Source organism: Microbulbifer sp. ABM4_008 (assembly GCF_056311705.1).
In genome coordinates, this window is record NZ_CM149970.1 from 1195001 (window position 1) to 1214316 (window position 19316).

Annotated in this window: 14 protein-coding genes, 2 rRNA genes and 1 riboswitch (1 of these 17 cut by a window edge); of the genes, 12 read left to right on the forward strand and 4 right to left on the reverse strand. The window is 48.2% G+C overall.

The window, feature by feature from the left end; genetic code table 11:
- Both ACYX4J_RS05225 and rrf read left to right on the forward strand, forming a co-directional pair.
- Positions 1–1270: ribosomal RNA gene (locus ACYX4J_RS05225) — 23S ribosomal RNA — on the forward strand (it extends 1612 nt beyond the left edge of the window).
- 203 nt (positions 1271–1473) lie between these two features.
- Positions 1474–1589, forward strand: a 5S ribosomal RNA gene (gene rrf / locus ACYX4J_RS05230).
- 909 nt (positions 1590–2498) lie between these two features.
- Here rrf and ACYX4J_RS05235 read toward each other — a convergent pair.
- On the reverse strand, positions 2499–3614 hold the full coding sequence (locus ACYX4J_RS05235) for a DUF3419 family protein (protein ID WP_476178025.1): 1116 nt from the start codon (positions 3612–3614) through the stop codon (positions 2499–2501).
- Between the two features lie 26 nt (positions 3615–3640).
- Positions 3641–4783 (reverse strand): SDR family oxidoreductase, encoded by a 1143-nt coding sequence (locus ACYX4J_RS05240; protein WP_476178026.1) that lies wholly within the window; start codon positions 4781–4783, stop codon positions 3641–3643.
- A gap of 775 nt (positions 4784–5558) precedes the next feature.
- Here ACYX4J_RS05240 and ACYX4J_RS05245 point away from each other — a divergent pair.
- Positions 5559–7103, forward strand: a complete 1545-nt coding sequence (locus ACYX4J_RS05245; RefSeq protein ID WP_476178027.1) for a thioredoxin domain-containing protein — start codon at positions 5559–5561, stop codon at positions 7101–7103.
- A gap of 61 nt (positions 7104–7164) precedes the next feature.
- Here ACYX4J_RS05245 and ACYX4J_RS05250 read toward each other — a convergent pair whose 3' ends face one another.
- Complete coding sequence (locus ACYX4J_RS05250; protein ID WP_476178028.1) at positions 7165–8091, reverse strand: SGNH/GDSL hydrolase family protein; 927 nt, start codon at positions 8089–8091, stop codon at positions 7165–7167.
- Between the two features lie 261 nt (positions 8092–8352).
- Positions 8353–8451: riboswitch (TPP riboswitch) on the forward strand.
- Between the two features lie 85 nt (positions 8452–8536).
- On the opposite strand from ACYX4J_RS05250, the gene thiC reads away from it, so the two are divergent.
- The 7 genes from thiC to ACYX4J_RS05285 all read left to right on the forward strand — a co-directional run bounded on the left by thiC (position 8537) and on the right by ACYX4J_RS05285 (position 15670).
- Positions 8537–10447, forward strand: coding sequence for a phosphomethylpyrimidine synthase ThiC (gene thiC / locus ACYX4J_RS05255; protein ID WP_445355914.1), 1911 nt, complete (start codon positions 8537–8539; stop codon positions 10445–10447).
- A 111-nt stretch (positions 10448–10558) separates the two neighbouring features.
- Entirely contained in the window at positions 10559–11635 is a 1077-nt protein-coding gene (gene thiO, locus ACYX4J_RS05260) for a glycine oxidase ThiO (RefSeq protein ID WP_476178029.1), read from the forward strand.
- Positions 11635–11835: a sulfur carrier protein ThiS gene (thiS, locus tag ACYX4J_RS05265; protein ID WP_476178030.1), complete on the forward strand. Its 201-nt coding sequence runs from the start codon at positions 11635–11637 to the stop codon at positions 11833–11835. The genes thiO and thiS overlap by 1 nt, the downstream gene beginning before the upstream one ends.
- Before the next feature lie 2 nt (positions 11836–11837).
- The gene (locus ACYX4J_RS05270; RefSeq protein ID WP_108734076.1) at positions 11838–12644 is read left to right on the forward strand and encodes a thiazole synthase; all 807 of its coding nucleotides are present in this window, start codon (positions 11838–11840) and stop codon (positions 12642–12644) included.
- 7 nt (positions 12645–12651) lie between these two features.
- Positions 12652–14205, forward strand: a complete 1554-nt coding sequence (gene thiE / locus ACYX4J_RS05275) for a thiamine phosphate synthase (protein WP_476178031.1) — start codon at positions 12652–12654, stop codon at positions 14203–14205.
- Positions 14199–14948 (forward strand): HesA/MoeB/ThiF family protein, encoded by a 750-nt coding sequence (locus tag ACYX4J_RS05280; protein ID WP_476178032.1) that lies wholly within the window; start codon positions 14199–14201, stop codon positions 14946–14948. The genes thiE and ACYX4J_RS05280 overlap by 7 nt, the downstream gene beginning before the upstream one ends.
- Positions 14949–15196: 248 nt before the next feature.
- Entirely contained in the window at positions 15197–15670 is a 474-nt protein-coding gene (locus ACYX4J_RS05285; protein ID WP_108734073.1) for a Dps family protein, read from the forward strand.
- 33 nt (positions 15671–15703) lie between these two features.
- On the opposite strand, the gene ACYX4J_RS05290 is transcribed toward ACYX4J_RS05285, so the two are convergent.
- Positions 15704–16582: a LysR substrate-binding domain-containing protein gene (locus ACYX4J_RS05290; RefSeq protein WP_476178033.1), complete on the reverse strand. Its 879-nt coding sequence runs from the start codon at positions 16580–16582 to the stop codon at positions 15704–15706.
- 166 nt (positions 16583–16748) lie between these two features.
- Between ACYX4J_RS05290 and ACYX4J_RS05295 the strand changes: the two genes are divergently transcribed.
- Together ACYX4J_RS05295 and ACYX4J_RS05300 are read left to right on the forward strand one after the other, a co-directional pair.
- Positions 16749–18728: an acetoacetate--CoA ligase gene (locus ACYX4J_RS05295; protein ID WP_476178034.1), complete on the forward strand. Its 1980-nt coding sequence runs from the start codon at positions 16749–16751 to the stop codon at positions 18726–18728.
- A gap of 107 nt (positions 18729–18835) precedes the next feature.
- Positions 18836–19210 carry a hypothetical protein gene (locus ACYX4J_RS05300; protein WP_108734070.1) on the forward strand — a complete coding sequence of 125 codons (375 nt, stop codon included), beginning with the start codon at positions 18836–18838 and terminating at the stop codon, positions 19208–19210.
- Positions 19211–19316 lie beyond the last annotated feature (106 nt).

Below are 19316 nucleotides of genomic sequence, written 5' to 3' on the forward strand. Positions count from 1 at the left end.
GAATACCAAGGCGCTTGAGAGAACTCTGGTGAAGGAACTAGGCAAAATGGTACCGTAACTTCGGGAGAAGGTACGCCGGTTTTGGTGATGGGACTTGCTCCCTAAGCTGAGGCCGGTCGAAGTGACCAGGTGGCTGCGACTGTTTATTAAAAACATAGCACTCTGCAAACTCGTAAGAGGACGTATAGGGTGTGACGCCTGCCCGGTGCCGGAAGGTTAATTGATGGGGTTAGCTTCGGCGAAGCTCTTGATCGAAGCCCCGGTAAACGGCGGCCGTAACTATAACGGTCCTAAGGTAGCGAAATTCCTTGTCGGGTAAGTTCCGACCTGCACGAATGGCGTAACGATGGCCACGCTGTCTCCACCAGAGACTCAGTGAAATTGAAATCGCTGTTAAGATGCAGTGTACCCGCGGCTAGACGGAAAGACCCCGTGAACCTTTACTACAGCTTTGCACTGAACTTTGAGCCTATTTGTGTAGGATAGGTGGGAGGCTTTGAAGCAGCGACGCTAGTTGTTGTGGAGCCGTCCTTGAAATACCACCCTGGTATGTTTGAGGTTCTAACTCTGGTCCGTTATCCGGATCGAGGACAGTGTATGGTGGGTAGTTTGACTGGGGCGGTCTCCTCCCAAAGAGTAACGGAGGAGTACGAAGGTGCACTCAGCATGGTCGGAAATCATGCAATGAGCATAATGGTATAAGTGCGCTTGACTGCGAGACAGACATGTCGAGCAGGTACGAAAGTAGGTCATAGTGATCCGGTGGTTCTGTATGGAAGGGCCATCGCTCAACGGATAAAAGGTACTCCGGGGATAACAGGCTGATACCGCCCAAGAGTTCACATCGACGGCGGTGTTTGGCACCTCGATGTCGGCTCATCACATCCTGGGGCTGAAGCCGGTCCCAAGGGTATGGCTGTTCGCCATTTAAAGTGGTACGCGAGCTGGGTTTAGAACGTCGTGAGACAGTTCGGTCCCTATCTGCCGTGGGCGTTGGAGATTTGAGAAGAGTTGCTCCTAGTACGAGAGGACCGGAGTGAACGAACCTCTGGTGTTCCGGTTGTCACGCCAGTGGCATTGCCGGGTAGCTATGTTCGGACGGGATAACCGCTGAAAGCATCTAAGCGGGAAGCCTCCTTCAAGATAAGATCTCCCTGAGGCCTTGAGCCTCCTGAAGGGCCGTGGAAGACTACCACGTTGATAGGCTGGGTGTGGAAGCGTTGTGAGGCGTTGAGCTAACCAGTACTAATTGCCCGTGCGGCTTGACCATACAACAGAGATGGTTACTAACGACTAGCTAAGCTAGCGGATTGTGAGTTAGAGACATACGATCGCTTGCGGTGTATTACTACAGATTGTTTTACCGACTTATTTGGGGTTATCGCCGGTCACCAACATGACCGAGGCAAACAGCGATAACACGGCAGGCCAAGCACTTTGCTTATAAGACCAACGCCAACCCAAGCCAGTTTGCCTGACGACAATAGAGTTGTGGAACCACCTGATCCCTTGCCGAACTCAGAAGTGAAACGCAACATCGCCGATGGTAGTGTGGGGCTTCCCCATGTGAGAGTAGGTCATCGTCAGGCTTCTAATCCGAAAAGGGCCACCCAATAGGGTGGCCCTTTTTTTATGGCTGAAAAAATATTTTAAAAAACAAAAAAAACAAAAAAACAAAAGACAAAAATAAGAAAGAGAAAGCAGAAAATATTTAGCAAAAATTAAATAGAAAAAATAAAAGTAACTCTGAAAAAATTTAATGCTTAACTTTCTATTTAAAAAATCAGTCAGTAAACAAAAAATAAAAACCTAAAATTACTTGAGCACCTTAAACAGACACTCTCCTAAAAAGCCTATAAAATAGGTCTTTACCGATCTTCTCTCCAAACGCCTTTACACTCACTCAAAAAATAATCCAACAAAAATAACTCGTGTAAAAGCCAGAAAAGTACCCATACCACTCCCGCCAAAAATTATATTTAGCCGGTAAAAATATCGGTGATTTTTTAGTCTCTGCAGTAATCCCCTGTAACCACGGGGCCTCTAGCCCGTTTATTAAAGTTACACACAACTCTATCCAGACTTTCTGTTAGTAACCCCAGACTGTGGAAATCCGCGTAAAACAAAACCCCTGCAAGTTTCCCTGTTGTTTGGATAGGGTGAAATACTTTTACTACCGGGCAGCACCTGCGCTGCCATGTGAGTCGTGCGCGATCCCGGAGCCGTGCCAGCTTGGAACACCGGAGGCGCCCATAGGGCAGTGTGGGACAGCCCTACCTGCTGGATTGGAGGTGAACTGCGCCTGTGGTGGTCTAAACCGGTATAGTGGTTTATCAGGCTTCTAATTAGAAAAAGGGTAGTCTAATAGGGCGGCCCTTTTTAGTGCCTGCGCTGTACTCTAGCTTAGCTGGCGAGCAGCGTTGTAAGTCTTCTATTAGGAATTCCTAAAGGTAGCTGTCATTTAAATTACTGTAACAGCTATACATTGGTGAGGTAATTTAGTGTCCTCTTTTCACTCCAACATTAAAGCTATAAACAAACGATATATCGCTATTATTGAGCTCTTCCTCAAGAACTGGGTTAAAAGAAAATTTATTTTTTATAGAGTCAGGAATTATTCTTTTGGTAATAAAATGGCGCATGCAGAGGATGCTGTTTTCGCTAGCTGCTGAGTATATTGCGTTTAGTAGGGAAACAAAGCTCTCTTCATCAAGATAAGCTGAGACGTCAGAAATGGAGAATTTGTCAATTTTATTTTTACAGTTGTATAAATATTGTTCTATCGGTGAGGTTACTATTTCTATGGCTGTTTTATCTAGTGCTCCCTTAATTACTGGGTAGTTGTTTTTTTCCAAATATAAAGGCATTCCATATTCGGGGTTGTATTTTCCAGTTAGCAGGAATGTCATAAAGAAATTGTCAAGAACCAGGTGGTTCATTAGAGAGTGGTCCATTCTGCTTAATAAATACTCAGAAATTGACACTTCTTGTGGGATGTGTTCATAGAACCCAGGATCTTTAAGGAAAGTTCTGAAGAAATATTTGTTGGTAAGGAAATGCAAAAATGTTTTCCAGGTTGGGGTGTTCCATTTGTTTTTAACAAACTCACGCTGTTCTTCAATGCTTTTTAGGTGGGTTAGAGTTTTTATTTTGCTGGGTCGAATAACTTTAATTATCATACTGATTAACTTGAAGTGCTTTTCGAAAGCGCCTTCATAAATAAGCCCTTTTTCAATGATATTTATGTTGCTTGACCAAAATAACTCCGCCTTTTTTGATAAAAAGGATTTTATGTTGTCATAGGTGTTTAATCTCTTTTTGCATGGGAGTATTCCTGAGAACCTTAAAAATTCCTCATAATTTAATTTCTGGATGCCAATTTTTTTTAGTTCCAAGAGATAGTTTTGGCTGGGATTCAAGTCAATGGCGGTTATTTTTTTGGGATTACCCAGTAGAAGGCTTAATGCGCGATCTCCACCGCCAGTAACACATAAAATATTATCATTTTCATTGATGTTTAGAGCTTTAAGCTCTGATCTTGAATCTTCATTTGGCCCTGAGTAACTGATTCTGTTTGCATAATGGGAAAGTGATATGTCACTAGGTTTGTTCATGGCATACCTGATCGGGCTGAATTTAGTTACGTTTGATTTAAAAAATAGTCCACCACTTTGGTTAGATAACTCTTGCTATTACGCCATTGATTCTGAACAGGGTGACCTAAGACTCTTTGGCTATTTGCGCTGCAAAACCTGAAGTCACTGTTTAAAAATGGTCCATTTTGCATTCTATTAATAATCTTAAGTATCCGCCTTTCTTTTTCTGGTAGGCTACTTAACAATACGTGGCTGTCTTGAATTTGCCTTAAATCTAGCTCAAAGTAATCGCGATTAAACTTAACGAATTCGTCGATTGTCATTGGGTTAGAGTCGGCAATATTAAAGTATTGGTTTTTTGTGAGTTCATGGTTGTTTGAAATCTTTAATATTGCATCACAGCAAGTGTCAACCGGAATGACATTGATAAGGCAGTTTGGAAGATATTTTAGGTGAATGGGGGTCTGTACATTCTGTTCTTTTAGTCTATTTAGCAGTTTTACATATTCATAGTAACCGGACTGAGAGTTTGTGTAGCCAGTCACCGAGTCTCCTAGGACAATAGTTGGCCTATAGATGGTGTATTCCAGGTTTTTGGACTTTGCAATTAAGTTCTCTGCTGCATTTTTGGTGTAATCATAAGCATTAAAAAATTCTTTAGGTTGATAGAGTTTTTCCTTTATAGTTACTCCGCTGGCATGATCTTTACCGGCAATAAAACTGGTTGATATTTGGTTGAACCGACATTTTGCTGCTACAGCAACCTCTATTAATCGTTCCACACCGTTAATATTTGTATTAATGCTTTGCTGCAGGTTGCTATAGCTATAGCGCATGTCAGCTGCACAATTCCAAATTGAACCAATGTGTAGCGAGTGTAGTTGTCTGTAAGACATAGAACTTAAGCTGAGCTTTGGCCTGTTCAAATCTCCTGAAATGATTATAAGTCGGTCGAAATCATTTTTCGAAAGTTTGTAAATAGGATTGACAAAACTATTTCTTTGTTTTATCTGCTCGAATCGATCATGAATATCATTTCGCGCAATTAAAACTACATTAAAACCTTTTCGTAATAGTCCCCATGTTAAGTACTGGCCTATAAAGCCAAGACCACCAACAACCAGTTGTATTCTTTTCAGGTCTTGTATTTCTGATAATTTTTCAAAGGTATGCTGGCTTTCTTTCATTGATCCATACGAACCAGTCATAGTGGTGAATTAGATGTGTGTTTCTTTAGCCCAAAAGAATTATTCTCCTTGAGAGTTACTTTTACTTTTTTACTGTGGAATATAAAAATTTGGTCTGGTGTCGGGTGTATCTTGAGGGTGCTTATGATTAACACAACTAAGCTATCCATCTATTTAACAAGGTCTATAGGCTCGCTGTGAAGTCAAACGATGGTAATAAGTGGTAGTCGTATCATGGTGATGTTATCCATTGCGAAAGTTGTACCAATAACTCGAGCTATGAATTTTCAGTAGAGTACCGTTGAGTAATTGTAGTACATCTGAGTATTTGGCCGTAAATTGACTGTAGATTCTCTATTTTTACTGTCCCTGTCATAAACGGATCTGGCATCACTGTAGGAGACTTGAATTTATTCTTCCGCTAAAGCGTCTTCTAATAGACGATTTGGAGTTTCCTGCAATCGATACTTTTGGCTATAGCTCTTATTGGATACTTCGATATGATCTATTGCTTGTTTTGGTTTCAAGATTTTCCCATGTAGTTTTAAAAGCGATTTCATATGGGGGGCAGTGATCTAAGGATCGAATAGGCTCGCGAAATTACTCAGGGTTAGTTTGTTGGATATTCCCTCTACTGGAGAGACGTTAGCTTAGATGCCAAAAAGCTTGCCTGGTTCTCATTTTTTGAACACGTTCTGAATAAAGCTTGCTGTAAGCGGCTGAAATGAGAATTGGTGAGTAAGATTGGTCAAAACCGGTAAAAGGAGAATTACCAGTGAATCGACTAAGGAATGTTATAGCAAAGTTAATGGCGTTGGGTATTTTGAGCCTAATGGGGGGGTGTTCAAAGGATGCGGAAATAACAGTAGGAACTAAAGTACTTGATCAACAACATATAGCTGCACGGATTGATGGCCAGGAGGTCAGCGTGGAGGCCTTGGATAAGGAGCTCCAGCTTGTGTTGTATGATATTGCTGAAATGGAGCATAAATTACGTCTCAACAAGCTGCATGAAATGATTGCCAAAACAGCAAAAGATGGTCAAGAAATAGAAGTTATGCTTCCCGTTCCAGAGCCACCACGGATAGATCTTGATTATGGCGGGCGCGCCGCTCGAGGAAATCCCGAAGCGCCTATAACAATTGCTGTGTTCTGCTCCTTTCAATCTCCCCACTGTAAATCCTTTCAGCCAACCTTGAGGCGTTTGTTGAGTGACTATTCTGGTTGGGTTCGCCAGGTAAATTTTGATTTTCCCCTTAAGTTCCATCGGGAGGGTATCAAAGCTGCTATTTCGGCTAAGTGCGCTGGTGAGCACAATATTTTTTGGGAATATCACGACGCCTTATACGCAAAAACTCCAAACCTTGGTGAGAAATCTTACTCCCAGACCGCAAGCAGTTTACTGATCGATGACAAGCAATTTAAAACCTGTATTGGAGATATGAATTATAAAGAAGTTGTTCTTGGGGATCAGGAAATTGCTTTAGGGCTTGGCCTTACAAATGTGCCGGTTGTTTTTATAAACGGTTTGTATCTAAAGGGCGCACGATCATTTGAGCAATATTCTTACTGGATAGAAAAGGAACTAATCAGGCTTGATATAGATCCTCAGCAAAAATATACATGGAAACAACAAAAAGATACTGAAAATCAATTACCTGTTACGGATCTACCTCTTGCCCTGGTAGGAGTTAGTGAATCGAGTATAGAGAATAAGTCCAAAGCTTTAATAGAAGTAAATGGGCAGAAGGCACAGAATTTTTCACTGGGGCAGTCTGTTCTTAAAGATGTCTTTCTGAAGCGTTTGAAAGGGCACTATGCCGTTATTGATAATCAGGGCTCCCTGGAGCGTCTGCTATTGCAAGGTGAAGAAGGTAATATTATCCCTTTAACTTTGTCCCATCAGCACGATGAGGAGCTGCGCAAACGTATTGAACAGCCTCAGGGAGAAAACGGTAAAAAACTAATCGAGCCGGCTGGTGTCTTGACTCTTGGGCAAGAGTGGTTGGCGAAGCAACTCGAACAACGAGAATTCTTGGAGGCTAAATTTATTGAGGCGGAGCTGGAAGTTGAGGGCCACCATTTGATGCGCTTGGAGGGTGTGGCTAACAATGAGTTCTTTACTGCACTTGGGTTCGAGGAAAACGATGTGCTGTTGAGAGTCAATGACAGTTGGGTCCACAGTGGTCAGAATGAGCTGTGGAATGCTCTTACCAGTGGAAAAGTAATTGATGTCGCCTTTATGAGAAAAGGTTTGCCGCATAGATTGCAGTATGTGGTTGAAGAGAATGGTTACTTTGATGAGGATTTAGGTAAGTGAATTGATTAGGGCCCGCAGTATATTATTGCGGGCCCTGAATTTACCGAGCAGTAAAAGTTACTTATTTATCCGGATTTCCTTGCCACAGTAGATCAGCAACAATATTTTGTCCTTGAATGCTTGGGTGGAAACAGTCCCCACCATCAATATCATCTTTATTAAACTGAAAAGTCCCGGCATTTAACTCATCCTCACCGGTATATTCAGCAACAACTTCTACCCCATTCATACCGTTGTAACTTTCTGCTTCCTCAACAAGGATTTCATTATAACGTTGTTGGGCTGCGGCTATTCCGTTATAACGAGTAGCAAAGCTCTCTCCATTCATCGAGCCGCCATTTGTTGCAATTCGGCAAATTCCGAAAGTCGACCAGACACTCTCGCAATCTACGCGGGAATTACCGCTTTGCTTATCCAGACCAGCTGCCCGGAGATCGTGTACTCGTGGTACTGAGCCGAGTACTATCGTTGAACCGTTAGGGAGACCATCGACTAATTTGTCCAGTCCAGCTTGAACTGCCGAGCGCCACTCGCTATCGGTGTAGAGTGGATCGTTACAGTTGGCTGGATCGACGCATTCCCGGTTACAGATGTCATTACCACCCAATACTACCTCGACATGATCAGGTAAATTACTTTGGGATAGAATCCGATCGGCTTGAGTGGAGAAGTTGTCGCCTCCACTACGCATCTCAGCACCGGATTCCGCTGCGCTTTTATTGGCAGCCATATTGGGGTAGTTAACTTTATATTTATCGTGAACACTCTCCACTGAATTGTCGTCGCCGTCAAACCAGGAATGCTCGGGTTGGTCTCCGCCGAGAAGACAAAACAGGTCCCAGAAATACTTATTGCGGGTACAGTCTGCACCGAATGCCATGGTAATACTGTCACCCGCAGCAACAGACTTGGAGGGGGCTGCCATTGCTGGCTGTATCGACAAGATGCTCAAACAGAGCGTTACTAGAACTCCATATTTATTCAACATTGTATTTTCTCCCACACCGACTTTCGCCGTAAGTTGTTATCGTTTTTTTCACTGCTCCGGTAAACGAGAAGGAGTGTAGGACGCACTCAGGTGTTGTGAGTGGTGAATGTTTGAGACCCTTTGGTCAGTTATCAATAAATTGAAGTCTGTTGGAGTTTTGTCGCCAAGAGCATTGATTACTTTATTGCGGTTCAAAGCTTTAGTTTTTCTGGCACAGTTTTATGCCATCTGTTCTTCCTCTGGTGCTTCCACTATACTGCGCTCTACTTGTCGGAGTGCCTGTGGGCTGAGATCGCTGTTGCGAGATCCGTTGAACCTGATCGGGGTAACCCCCGCGTAGGGAACAAGATCTGAAGTCGCCTGTTTTGTTACAGTTTGGCGTCTTTTCTCTTTGTATGTGCCCTGGATGCTGCGACCTTTAAATTCCCAAGTTTTAAGGTTACGCATGTCTGAGATCATTGAACAATCCGGTAAAGCCGGAAAGTCCTCCCGCGCTGCCAGTCGCGATTCCGCTAAAGAATTTCTTGAGAATCTCACGGTTCAGTCTTTCCCTAACTCGAGCAAGGTGTATTTGCCCGGTGAAACTGCCGACATCCAGGTTGGTGCTCGTCAGATCTGTTTGGGAGATAGTTTGGTAGGTGGGGATGCAGAGAATCCGGTGTTTGAACCCAATGAGCCCCTCACCATTTACGATACTTCGGGCCCCTATTCCGAGCCCAATTTTAAAGTGGATGTACGGGAAGGGCTGCCCAAATTGCGCCAGGGCTGGATAGAGGCCCGTAGAGATACCGAACTGCTGGATTCTCGCCAGGCGGCCTACAGCCAGAAGCGTATGGCGGACCAGGGGTTGGATCATATCCGCTTTGAAAACCTTCCCAGTCCTCGCCGGGCCAAACCGGGACAGAATGTATCTCAGATGCACTATGCCCGCCGCGGCATTATTACCCCAGAGATGGAATTTATCGCAGTGCGCGAAAATATGGGGCGAGCCAAGTTGGCAGCGGAAATGAGTGAAAGTGAATACCAGAAGGCACGTGATGGTATTTACATCCCCGAGCAAATCACGCCGGAATTTGTGCGCCGGGAAGTTGCAGAAGGGCGGGCAATTATCCCGGCGAATATTAATCACCCGGAAGTGGAGCCGATGATTATCGGGCGCAACTTCCTGTGCAAGGTGAATGCAAATATTGGTAATTCTGCTGTGACTTCTTCCATTGAAGAGGAAGTGGAGAAACTGGTTTGGTCTACCAAGTGGGGCGCGGACACGGTGATGGATCTGTCTACCGGTGCCAATATCCACGAAACCCGCGAGTGGATTCTGCGAAACTCGCCAGTGCCCATCGGTACTGTGCCAATTTACCAGGCGCTGGAGAAAGTAAACGGAATTGCTGAAGATCTTAACTGGGATGTGTTCCGCGACACCTTGATTGAGCAGGCGGAGCAGGGGGTGGATTACTTCACTATTCATGCTGGCGTGCTTTTGCGCTATGTGCCGCTCACTGCCAAACGTATGACCGGGATTGTCTCTCGCGGTGGTTCCATTATGGCCAAATGGTGTCTCGCCCATCACCAAGAGAATTTCCTCTACACCCACTTCGAGGAAATCTGTGAGATTATGAAGGCTTACGATGTGAGCTTTAGTCTCGGTGATGGCCTGCGCCCGGGCTCCATTGCGGATGCTAACGATGAAGCCCAGTTTGGCGAGCTGCACACGCTTGGCGAGCTGACTGAAATTGCCTGGAAGCACGATGTTCAGACGATGATCGAAGGCCCCGGTCATGTGGCTATCCATAAGATCAAAGAAAATATGGATGAGCAGCTGAAGCGCTGCCACGGCGCACCTTTCTACACTCTAGGTCCATTGACCACGGATATTGCTCCAGGCTACGACCACATTACTTCCGGCATCGGCGCTGCACTTATCGGCACTTACGGTTGCGCCATGCTCTGCTATGTGACCCCCAAAGAGCACCTGGGCCTACCCAATAAAGAGGATGTTAAAGAGGGCCTTATGGCCTATAAGATTGCGGCTCATGCCGCAGACCTGGCCAAAGGGCATCCGCGGGCACAGAAGCGCGATGACGCCCTGTCAAAAGCCCGCTTTGAATTCCGTTGGGAAGACCAGTTCAATCTCGGTTTGGACCCGGAGCGGGCACGCACCTATCACGATGAAACCTTGCCAAAGGAATCCGGCAAGGTAGCTCACTTCTGCTCCATGTGCGGCCCGAAATTCTGCTCCATGAAAATTACCCAGGATGTGCGCGATTATGCGGCCAAGCAGGAAGCGGCACAGGGCATGGAGGAAATGTCGATTAAATTTAAGGACATGGGTAGCGAGATTTATCACAAGGGCTAATGAGTATTTTGGGGGAGAGTCCTCTCCCCCAAGAATCGGATAGCAAAAGTATGGCGAGTGCATAGCGCATATCGCTGGGTGTCGATTTGGATTTGCGAAGATAGGTGGTCTGTGACAAGCGAAACCAAAGCCAAAGTAGCTATTGCCGGTGGCGGCCTGTTAGGTCGCTTGCTCGCCTGGCGGCTCTGTCAACGGGAACTGGATATCACCCTGTTTGAAGCGGGTGATTTGTCGGCGCCAGTCGGGGGAGCCTGCTGGACGGCAGCGGGAATGATCTCACCACTATCGGAATTGGTGCACAGCGATAAACAGGTTTACAACCTGGGGCTGAAAAGCCTTGAGCTTTGGTCTGAGTGGGCCCGGCAGCTGGAGGAGCAGAGCGGGCGGGACGTGGAATACCGCCGAGCGGGCTCAGTCTTGGTTGCTCACGGCAAGGATAAAAGTGAGCTGCTGCAATTCCTGCGGGAGCTGCAGGGCAAGTTGGGCGAGTCTGCCAGGGAACAGGTGCAGCCCCTCGATTGCAATACTTTAGCGAAATTAGAGCCCGCCTTACACGGCTTTGAACAGGGGCTTTACCTGCGGGGTGAGGCGGATATCAATAATCACCGCTTATTGCCTGCGTTACTCAGCGTATTGCGCGGAGGTGCAGTCACTCTGCGAGAGCACAGCAAGGTAAATTGCGAAGCTGGGCATATCTCTGTGAACTCGGAGCGTGAACAATTTGATTGCGTGATCGACTGCCGTGGTCTCGGTGCCAAGGGGCAGATTGAAGGCTTACGCGGTGTTCGTGGTGAGGTGATGGTGGTGGAATCTCGGGAAGTGGTTTTGCAGCGTCCAGTGCGGCTGCTCCACCCGCGCTATAAGCTCTACGCTGTACCACGCAGCGATGGACGCACAGTAATTGGCGCTACGGAAATTGAGAGCGAAGACCTGTCGCCCATTTCCGTGCGCTCCAGCATGGAGTTGTCTTCCGCGCTTTACTCCCTCAACCCGGCTTTTGCCGAGGCTCGTATTGTTGAGACCCGCGTAAATTGTCGCCCCGCCACTATGGATAATATGCCTTATATCCACAGCGAGGACGGGCTGATTAGGGTGAATGGCCTTTACCGTCACGGTTATCTTTTAGCGCCGGCAGTAGTGGAGCAAGTGGAGAATCAAGTGGCACAACAACTGTTACAGGTGGTTTGATGCAGGTACTAATTAATGGGGAAACACAGAGCCTTGAATCCCCGCTAAAACTCTCTGCGCTTTTACAGAAGCTCGGCTATCGCGGAGAAACGTTTGCCGTTGCGGTGAACGGTGGATTTATTCCCCGTACGGAATATAGCAATACTGAGATAAATAACGACGATAGCCTGGATATTGTTGCTCCGGTAGTGGGGGGGTAAAGGTGAGCGATCTATTAACACTTTACGGAAAAACATTTAACAGCCGGCTTTTGGTGGGCACCGCCCTGTATCCCTCCCCAGCGATTATGCGCGAATCCGTGCAAGCCTCAGCTTCGGAAATTATTACTTTGTCTCTGCGCCGGCAAAATCCGGCACAGCAACAGGACAATCGATTTTGGGATTATATTCGCGAGTCCGGCTGTCAGCTGTTGCCCAATACCGCCGGTTGTAAATCGCCGCGAGAAGCGGTGGAGCTGGCAAAAATGTCCCAGGAAATTTTCCAGACCGATTGGCTCAAGCTGGAAGTGATTGGTGATGATTACAATTTGCAGCCAGACCCCTTTGGTCTGGTAGAAGCTGCGCGGGAATTAATTCAGTTAGGCTTCAAGGTTTTGCCTTATTGCACAGATGACCTGGTTCTGTGTCGAAAACTTTTGGATGTGGGTTGCGAGGTATTAATGCCCTGGGGGGCTCCCATCGGTACCGGGCAGGGACTGCTCAATAAATATAACCTGCAAACACTCCGCGAGCGCCTGAGTGATGTACCGCTTATTATTGACGCCGGAATCGGTGCGCCATCACAGGCGGCAGAAGCACTGGAGATGGGCTTTGATGCGGTGTTATTGAATACCGCGATTGCAAAAGCCCAGGATCCGGTACTGATGGCTAATGCTTTTAAACTGGCTGTGGAATCCGGGCGCGCCGCCTTTAATGCCGGCTTGATGCTCAGGCGTCAAACTGCCAGCCCCAGTACCCCCACCCTGGATATGCCTTTCTGGCAGCAGGCAGAGAGCATATTGCAGGATTAGTATTTTTATGCGCGATCAACTCCAATTGAAAAAGCCAATTGTCTGGACCATTGCCGGCAGTGACTCCGGCGGTGGCGCCGGCATTCAGGCGGACCTGCTGACTTTTGCCGATCTCGGCTGCCATGGTTGCAGTGCTATCACGGCCAATACCGCACAGAATACGGTGGAAGTCACTGCAATTAATGCAGTTTCCCTAGAGGTCTTGGCTTCACAATTGCGGGCCTTACAGCGGGATCTATTTCCTGCCGCAATTAAAATCGGTCTGCTAGCGAATGCTGAACAAGTTGTTGCGGTGGCAGATTTTCTGCGCCAGCTGAAAGCGGTGCAGCCGGTTCCGGTTATTTACGACCCGGTTGCTGTTGCTACCAACGGAGCCGGGCTCACCGAAGGGAATATTACCGCAACGGTGTTGGCTCAGTTGATGCCACAGTGTGATCTGGTCACTCCCAATTTACATGAATTGGAATGGCTTACCGGAGCCAGTGTCACTGGTGCGGAATCTATTGTGCAAGCTGCGCGTCAGTTGCACGCCCACGGCGGTACTGCAATTTTAGTTACCGGCGGCCATACGCAATTGCGTGCGGGAGAAGTTACCGACTTACTGTGGGATGGTGAAAAAGCCGATTGGTTTATTGGCCGGGAAGTGTCCAATACGGGCACACATGGCACTGGCTGCACCCTGTCCTCCGCTATTGCCGCTTGCCGAGCTTTGGGCTACCCGTTGCGAGATGCCTGCGTTGTGGGTAAAGCCTATGTACAGCGGGGCTTGCGCCGGGGAAATAATGCACATATCGGCGCTGGTGCTGGACCTGTAGGCCACTGTGGCTGGCCCCTGGATTTAATCGACTTCCCGGAGATTTTAGTGTCGGGAGAAGAGCGTGCGCTGGATTATGGCTTTGGTGTGGCCCAGCCTCTTGTTCATGGGTTTGCCAAAACAGACTCTCAAGCATTGGGTTTATATCCGGTTGTGGATACAGTGGAGTGGTTGCAGCGCCTGGCTGAGCTGGGGGTGCGTACTTTACAGTTGCGAATAAAGAATCCGGGTAGGGACCTGCGCGAACAGATTGAGCGGGCAGTGGCTATTGGCAGGACGTATAACCTGCGCCTGTTTATCAATGATTACTGGCAGTTGGCGATTGAGTGCGGCGCCTACGGTGTGCATTTGGGCCAGGAGGATTTGCAATCTGCTGATCTGAGGGCAATTCAAGCGGCAGGATTGAAGCTGGGTATCAGTACCCACGGCTTCTATGAATTACTGTTGGCCTACCGTTATCGCCCCAGCTACTTGGCCATTGGTGCAATTTATGCGACCAACACCAAGGATATGTCGGATCAGTTGCAGGGCGTGCAGAAACTTGCGCGAATGGCCGCGCTATTGCCCGATTATCCACTTGTGGCAATTGGTGGTATTAATATGCAACGGGCCGGTGAGGTTATCGCTAGTGGTGTTGGCAGTATCGCCGTGGTCAGCGCTATTACTAAAGCAAAAGATTACAAGCAGGTGGTTGCCGATTTTAATGTCCTGTTGAAAGGTAAGCGTGCGGAAGTAGAGCCATGTTAAGTAGTAAGGAATTACAGCGTTACAGTCGCCAGATAATGTTGCCTCAGGTGGGTGAAGAGGGACAGAAAAAGCTGTCTTCTGCGCGAATTCTGATTGTCGGCTTAGGTGGGCTCGGCAGCCCGGCAGCGATGTATCTGGCCGCAGCCGGTATTGGAGAGCTGCACCTTGTAGATGGTGATCATATCGATCTCTCCAATTTGCAGCGCCAGGTTTTGTACAAAACCAATCACCAGGGAAAATCCAAAGCCATGGTGGCTGCACAACAATTGGCTGCAGCCAATCCAACTATTCGCATTCACCCCCACAGCCAAATGGCGAATGAATCCTGGCTGCGTGAGCAGGTAAAACAGGTAGATCTGGTGTTGGACTGCACCGATAACCTGGAAATCCGCCATACGATCAACCGGGTTTGTTATCAGGCAGGGTGTCCGGTGGTAATGGCATCGGTACAGGGGTTTTCCGGCCAGCTGATTAGTTTGGATTTCTCTGAAAGAAAAGGTCCCTGTTATGCCTGCCTGTTTCCGCCCCAGGAGCAGGCTGAAGTCCAGAACTGCTCTACAGCAGGTGTGATCGGTCCTGCGCTGGGTGTGGTTGGTAGCATGCAGGCTCTGGAGGCCATGAAATACCTGATGGATTTGCCGGTATCGAGCTTGAATAAATTGCACTTAATCGAGACGGAAACTTTAGCTCTGCAAACTTTGCAGCTGCCGAGCCATAGTACTTGCCCGGTTTGTAGTGCCTGATTTCTTGTGTTGCCAGCAGGGGGCTCGATAAATAGTTTTATTTGGAGAGTCCCTTATTGGCAATGTCTTGTCGCAAAATTTTCTTCCAATAGTCGGGTTAAAATTCACGCCATTTTTGTACTTTATAAATCTTACTTGTCTATATAAATAAGCTATTGGCTCGATAGCTTGTGAGAAGTGGATAAAGGTACCAAAATGGCCTTATAACCATTTCGGTGACAACAGTTTTTGGAAGAGGGATTTGTATTATGAAAAAAATCGATATTGGTATCAGTGAAAAGGATCGGGAAAAGATTGCTGCCGGTTTGAAACATTTGTTGGCAGATAGCTACACCCTTTACCTGCAAACCCACAACTTCCACTGGAATGTTACTGGGCCTCTGTTCCGCGAATTACATCTGATGTTTGAAGAGCATTACACCGAGCTGGCCACTGCGGTGGATGATATTGCCGAGCGAATTCGTACCCTCGGGGTTTCCGCTCCCGGTACTTACCAAGCGTTTGCCCAGCTCAGCTCCATCAAAGAAGTGGTTGAGGTACCACCGGCGGAAGAAATGGTAAAAATTCTCACTAAAGGGCATGAACAGGTGATCAAAACCTGTCGTGAAGTTTTAAAAGATGCCCAGGCGGGAGAAGATGAATCCACAGTTGCCCTGGTATCTGATCGTATGAGAGTTCACGAGAAAACGGCTTGGATGCTGCGCGCAACCAGCAGTCACTAGTCGCTCAAATAAGTAGAGGCACTTTTATAGACCTCAACCAGTAATCGCGGATAAAAACGCGGTTGCTGGTGCCGACAAGGTGCCTCGGCTCTTTAATAATATCCCCACCTCCTGACTCACTACTGGTGCCGATAGCGGCAGGCATTCCAGCCCATATTCCCGAACCTGTGTTTCGCACAAGCTCGGCACTGCACTAATCCCCATTTCCGCACGTACTAACTGGCCGATTGTGCTTAATTGATTAGCTTCGCAGATATAGTGAACGCCTTTGCCACTTTGCCCGAAGGCCTCATCGGTCCAGCGCCTCACCGCTGAGCCGCGGTTCATAGCTATAAAAGGAAAACTGGCCAGGTCACTCCAGCGCACTTTTCCTTTTTCGCTGAGGGGGTGCTGGGGTGGCATGACCGCGATAAAACGATCCCTGTGTAGGGGCACAAACTCAAGCCCGCCTAAATCCTCGGGGCGAAAACTGATGCCCAGCTCTGCCCGGCCATCCTGCACCGCTTGGGTTACTCGCTCCATCACCACATCTTCCAATAGGATATTGATTTGTGGGTGTTGGCGGTGAAAATTGGCTAATAATTGGGGGAGTTGGTTGAGCGTATAGGCGGGAATTACTGCCAGGCGCAATTGCCCACGCTCCAGGCGAAAGGCCTGCTGTACCGCATCCAGGGATTGATCCCAGTTGTGCAGTAGTTGTTCGGCGCGGGAGAGAAATTCTTCGCCCTCCGGGGTCAGAGTGAGTTGGCGGGCTTCTCGACTGAAAAGCGGGCCGCCAGTCGCATCTTCCAGGTTGCGGATGGCAATGGACAGGGCTGGCTGGGAAGTGTGCAACTGAGCGCTGGCCTGGGCCAGGCTGTGGCTGCGGGCCACTGTGACAAAGGCGCGTAGTTGTTTGATCGTGGCACTCACAGCGGCAGGCTCCTGGGGAATTGATGGATTTGGCTATGTTAACTTTTATTTAACAAATCTAAAAAAGATTAAAATAGTTTTAAGTGGTGGGGCAGGGCATGATTGCTCCCCTTGTGCCCGAGAGGGCGATTTGAAAACACAATAATGAGCCACAAGGTCTGTTGAAATGAAGGACAACTCCCAACCGCTCTGGCAACCCAGCGCAGAGGCTATTGCCGCCACTCAGATGGATGAATTTCGTCTCAGGGTCAACCAGCAATATCAGCTGGATCTCAATGATTACGCGGCCTTGTACCAGTGGTCAGTAGATAATCGCGAAGCTTTCTGGCGGGAGTTGTGGGATTACACCGGAGTTATTGCTGCAGATAAGGGTGATGAGACACTCAGTAACGATTCCATGCCCGGAGCGCAGTGGTTTCCACAGGCACGCCTGAACTTTGCTGAGAACCTGCTGCGTTATCGCGATGACAAGGCTGCCCTGGTCGAGCGCCTGGAGAACGGTAGCCGCCGTGAGCTGAGCTACAAGGAACTGTACGATCGGGTGGAGCGCCTGTCAGCGGCCCTCGTTGCCCAGGGCGTTGTTGAGGGAGATCGGGTAGCGGGCTTTATGCCCAATGTGATCGATACCGTAGTGGCCATGTTGGCCACCACCAGCCTCGGTGCTATCTGGACCTCCTGCTCACCAGACTTTGGTATCAATGGAGTATTTGACCGCTTTGGCCAGGTGCAGCCGAAAGTACTATTTGCCTGTGAAGGATACTTCTATAACGGCAAGGTTATTGATTCATTGCCGCGTCTGCGCGAGATCATGCAGCGAATCGAATCCATAGAAACTTTGGTAGTGGTACCGGTTGCGCGCTCAGAAGAGGAAACTGCTCAGGTACTAGCGGCAGAGCCGCTGGGTAAGGCGGTACTGCAGCAAGCTTTTGAGGCTGCGGCGCCGGCTCGCGAACTCTCCTTTGTACAAACAGAATTTAATCACCCCCTGTACATCATGTACTCCTCAGGTACTACTGGTGTACCCAAGTGCATCGTCCACGGAGTGGGGGGCACTTTGCTCCAGCACCTGAAGGAGCATCGCTTGCATGGCGATCTGCGCCGTGAGGATACACTTTTCTACTTCACCACCTGTGGCTGGATGATGTGGAACTGGCTGGTGAGTGGCTTGGCTTGTGGGGCGACTCTGGTGTTGTTTGATGGCTCACCTTTCTACCCTTCATCCCAAAGTCTATGGGATATGACCGATGAAGAGGGAATCAGTGTGTTTGGTACCAGTGCCAAATATATTGCTGCGCTGGAGAAGAGTGGCTGCAAACCCCGGGAGACCCACAAACTGGAGAAATTGCGTGCGGTGCTCTCCACAGGCTCTCCGCTGGCCCACGAAGGCTTCCGCTATGTCTACAGAGATATAAAAGCAGATCTCTGCTTATCCTCTATTTCCGGTGGCACCGATATTGTGTCTTGCTTTGCCCTTGGCAACCCAACTCTACCGGTCTATGCCGGTGAATTGCAGTGTCGCGGCTTGGGTATGGCGGTGGAAGTCTGGAATGATACGGGCAGTCCAGTGGTTGAAGAGAAAGGGGAGCTGGTTTGCTCCAAATCCTTCCCCTGTATGCCGATTGGCTTCTGGAATGATCCAGATGGAGCCAAGTACCGCAGTGCTTACTTTGAAAATTGGCCTGGTGTATGGGCGCATGGGGACTATGCCGAGATTACGGCACACGGTGGTGTTGTAATCTATGGCCGCTCCGATGCAGTACTCAATCCCGGTGGTGTGCGCATTGGAACCGCAGAGATTTACCGCCAGGTGGAGAAAGTCGAGGAGGTGCTCGATAGTATCTGTATCGGCCAGCCCTGGCACGACGATGTACGGGTAGTGCTGTTTGTGGTTTTGCGAGAGGGTGTTGTACTGGACGAGGATCTGACCCAGAAAATCCGCTCCACGATTCGCGCCAATACCACGCCTCGCCATGTGCCGGCCAAGGTGATCCAGGTGGCCGATATTCCGAGAACTATCAGCGGTAAGATTGTGGAACTGGCTGTGCGCAATGTGGTGGAGGGTAAACCGGTTAAAAATAAAGAGGCTCTGGCCAACCCTGAAGCCTTGTCGCTATTTGAAAAGCTGCCGGAGTTGGCAGAGGAGTAAAGTTTCGTTAGGAGTAAGGGAGCGTAACCCTGCGCCATTTAGTTTGCTGCGGTTCTGCGCTACCCTTCACTTTATAAACACCAATAATTCACGGTAGAAAAACGGTCATGGTTACTTATTTGTACTGGGCAGCGGTGATTGCCCTGGTTATTGCTTCTCTTTTTATCGGCAGTCGCCTGGGCAGCCTTAAAATCGGCGCAATCGTGGCTGCGGTTTTCTTTGTTGGCGGCTGGCTTGCCTACTACTTTCACTATGAGCAGGTTTTCGTGAAGCGTTTTGGCGGGGTCATGCGTATCTCTGTGCCCGATGGGTACCGCCATATCGGCGCCACCTGGAAAGAAGATAATTTGTGGATCGAGAATTATAACCCCAAGACTAACCAGTGTATTTTCACTGAGTATTCCAAAGGAAATATTCTGGAAGGACGGGTGATTATCCAGGATTGTAATCCCTTAATGCCCAGCCAAGGCACTCAGCCATAGAAGTCCCAAACGCCGAATCGGCTTATTGGCTGCTCAATAAGTCGATTTAATTATCCAAGCTGTTGTCATCAGCTGGATATTCCAGCCTACGGAGGGAACGGATACC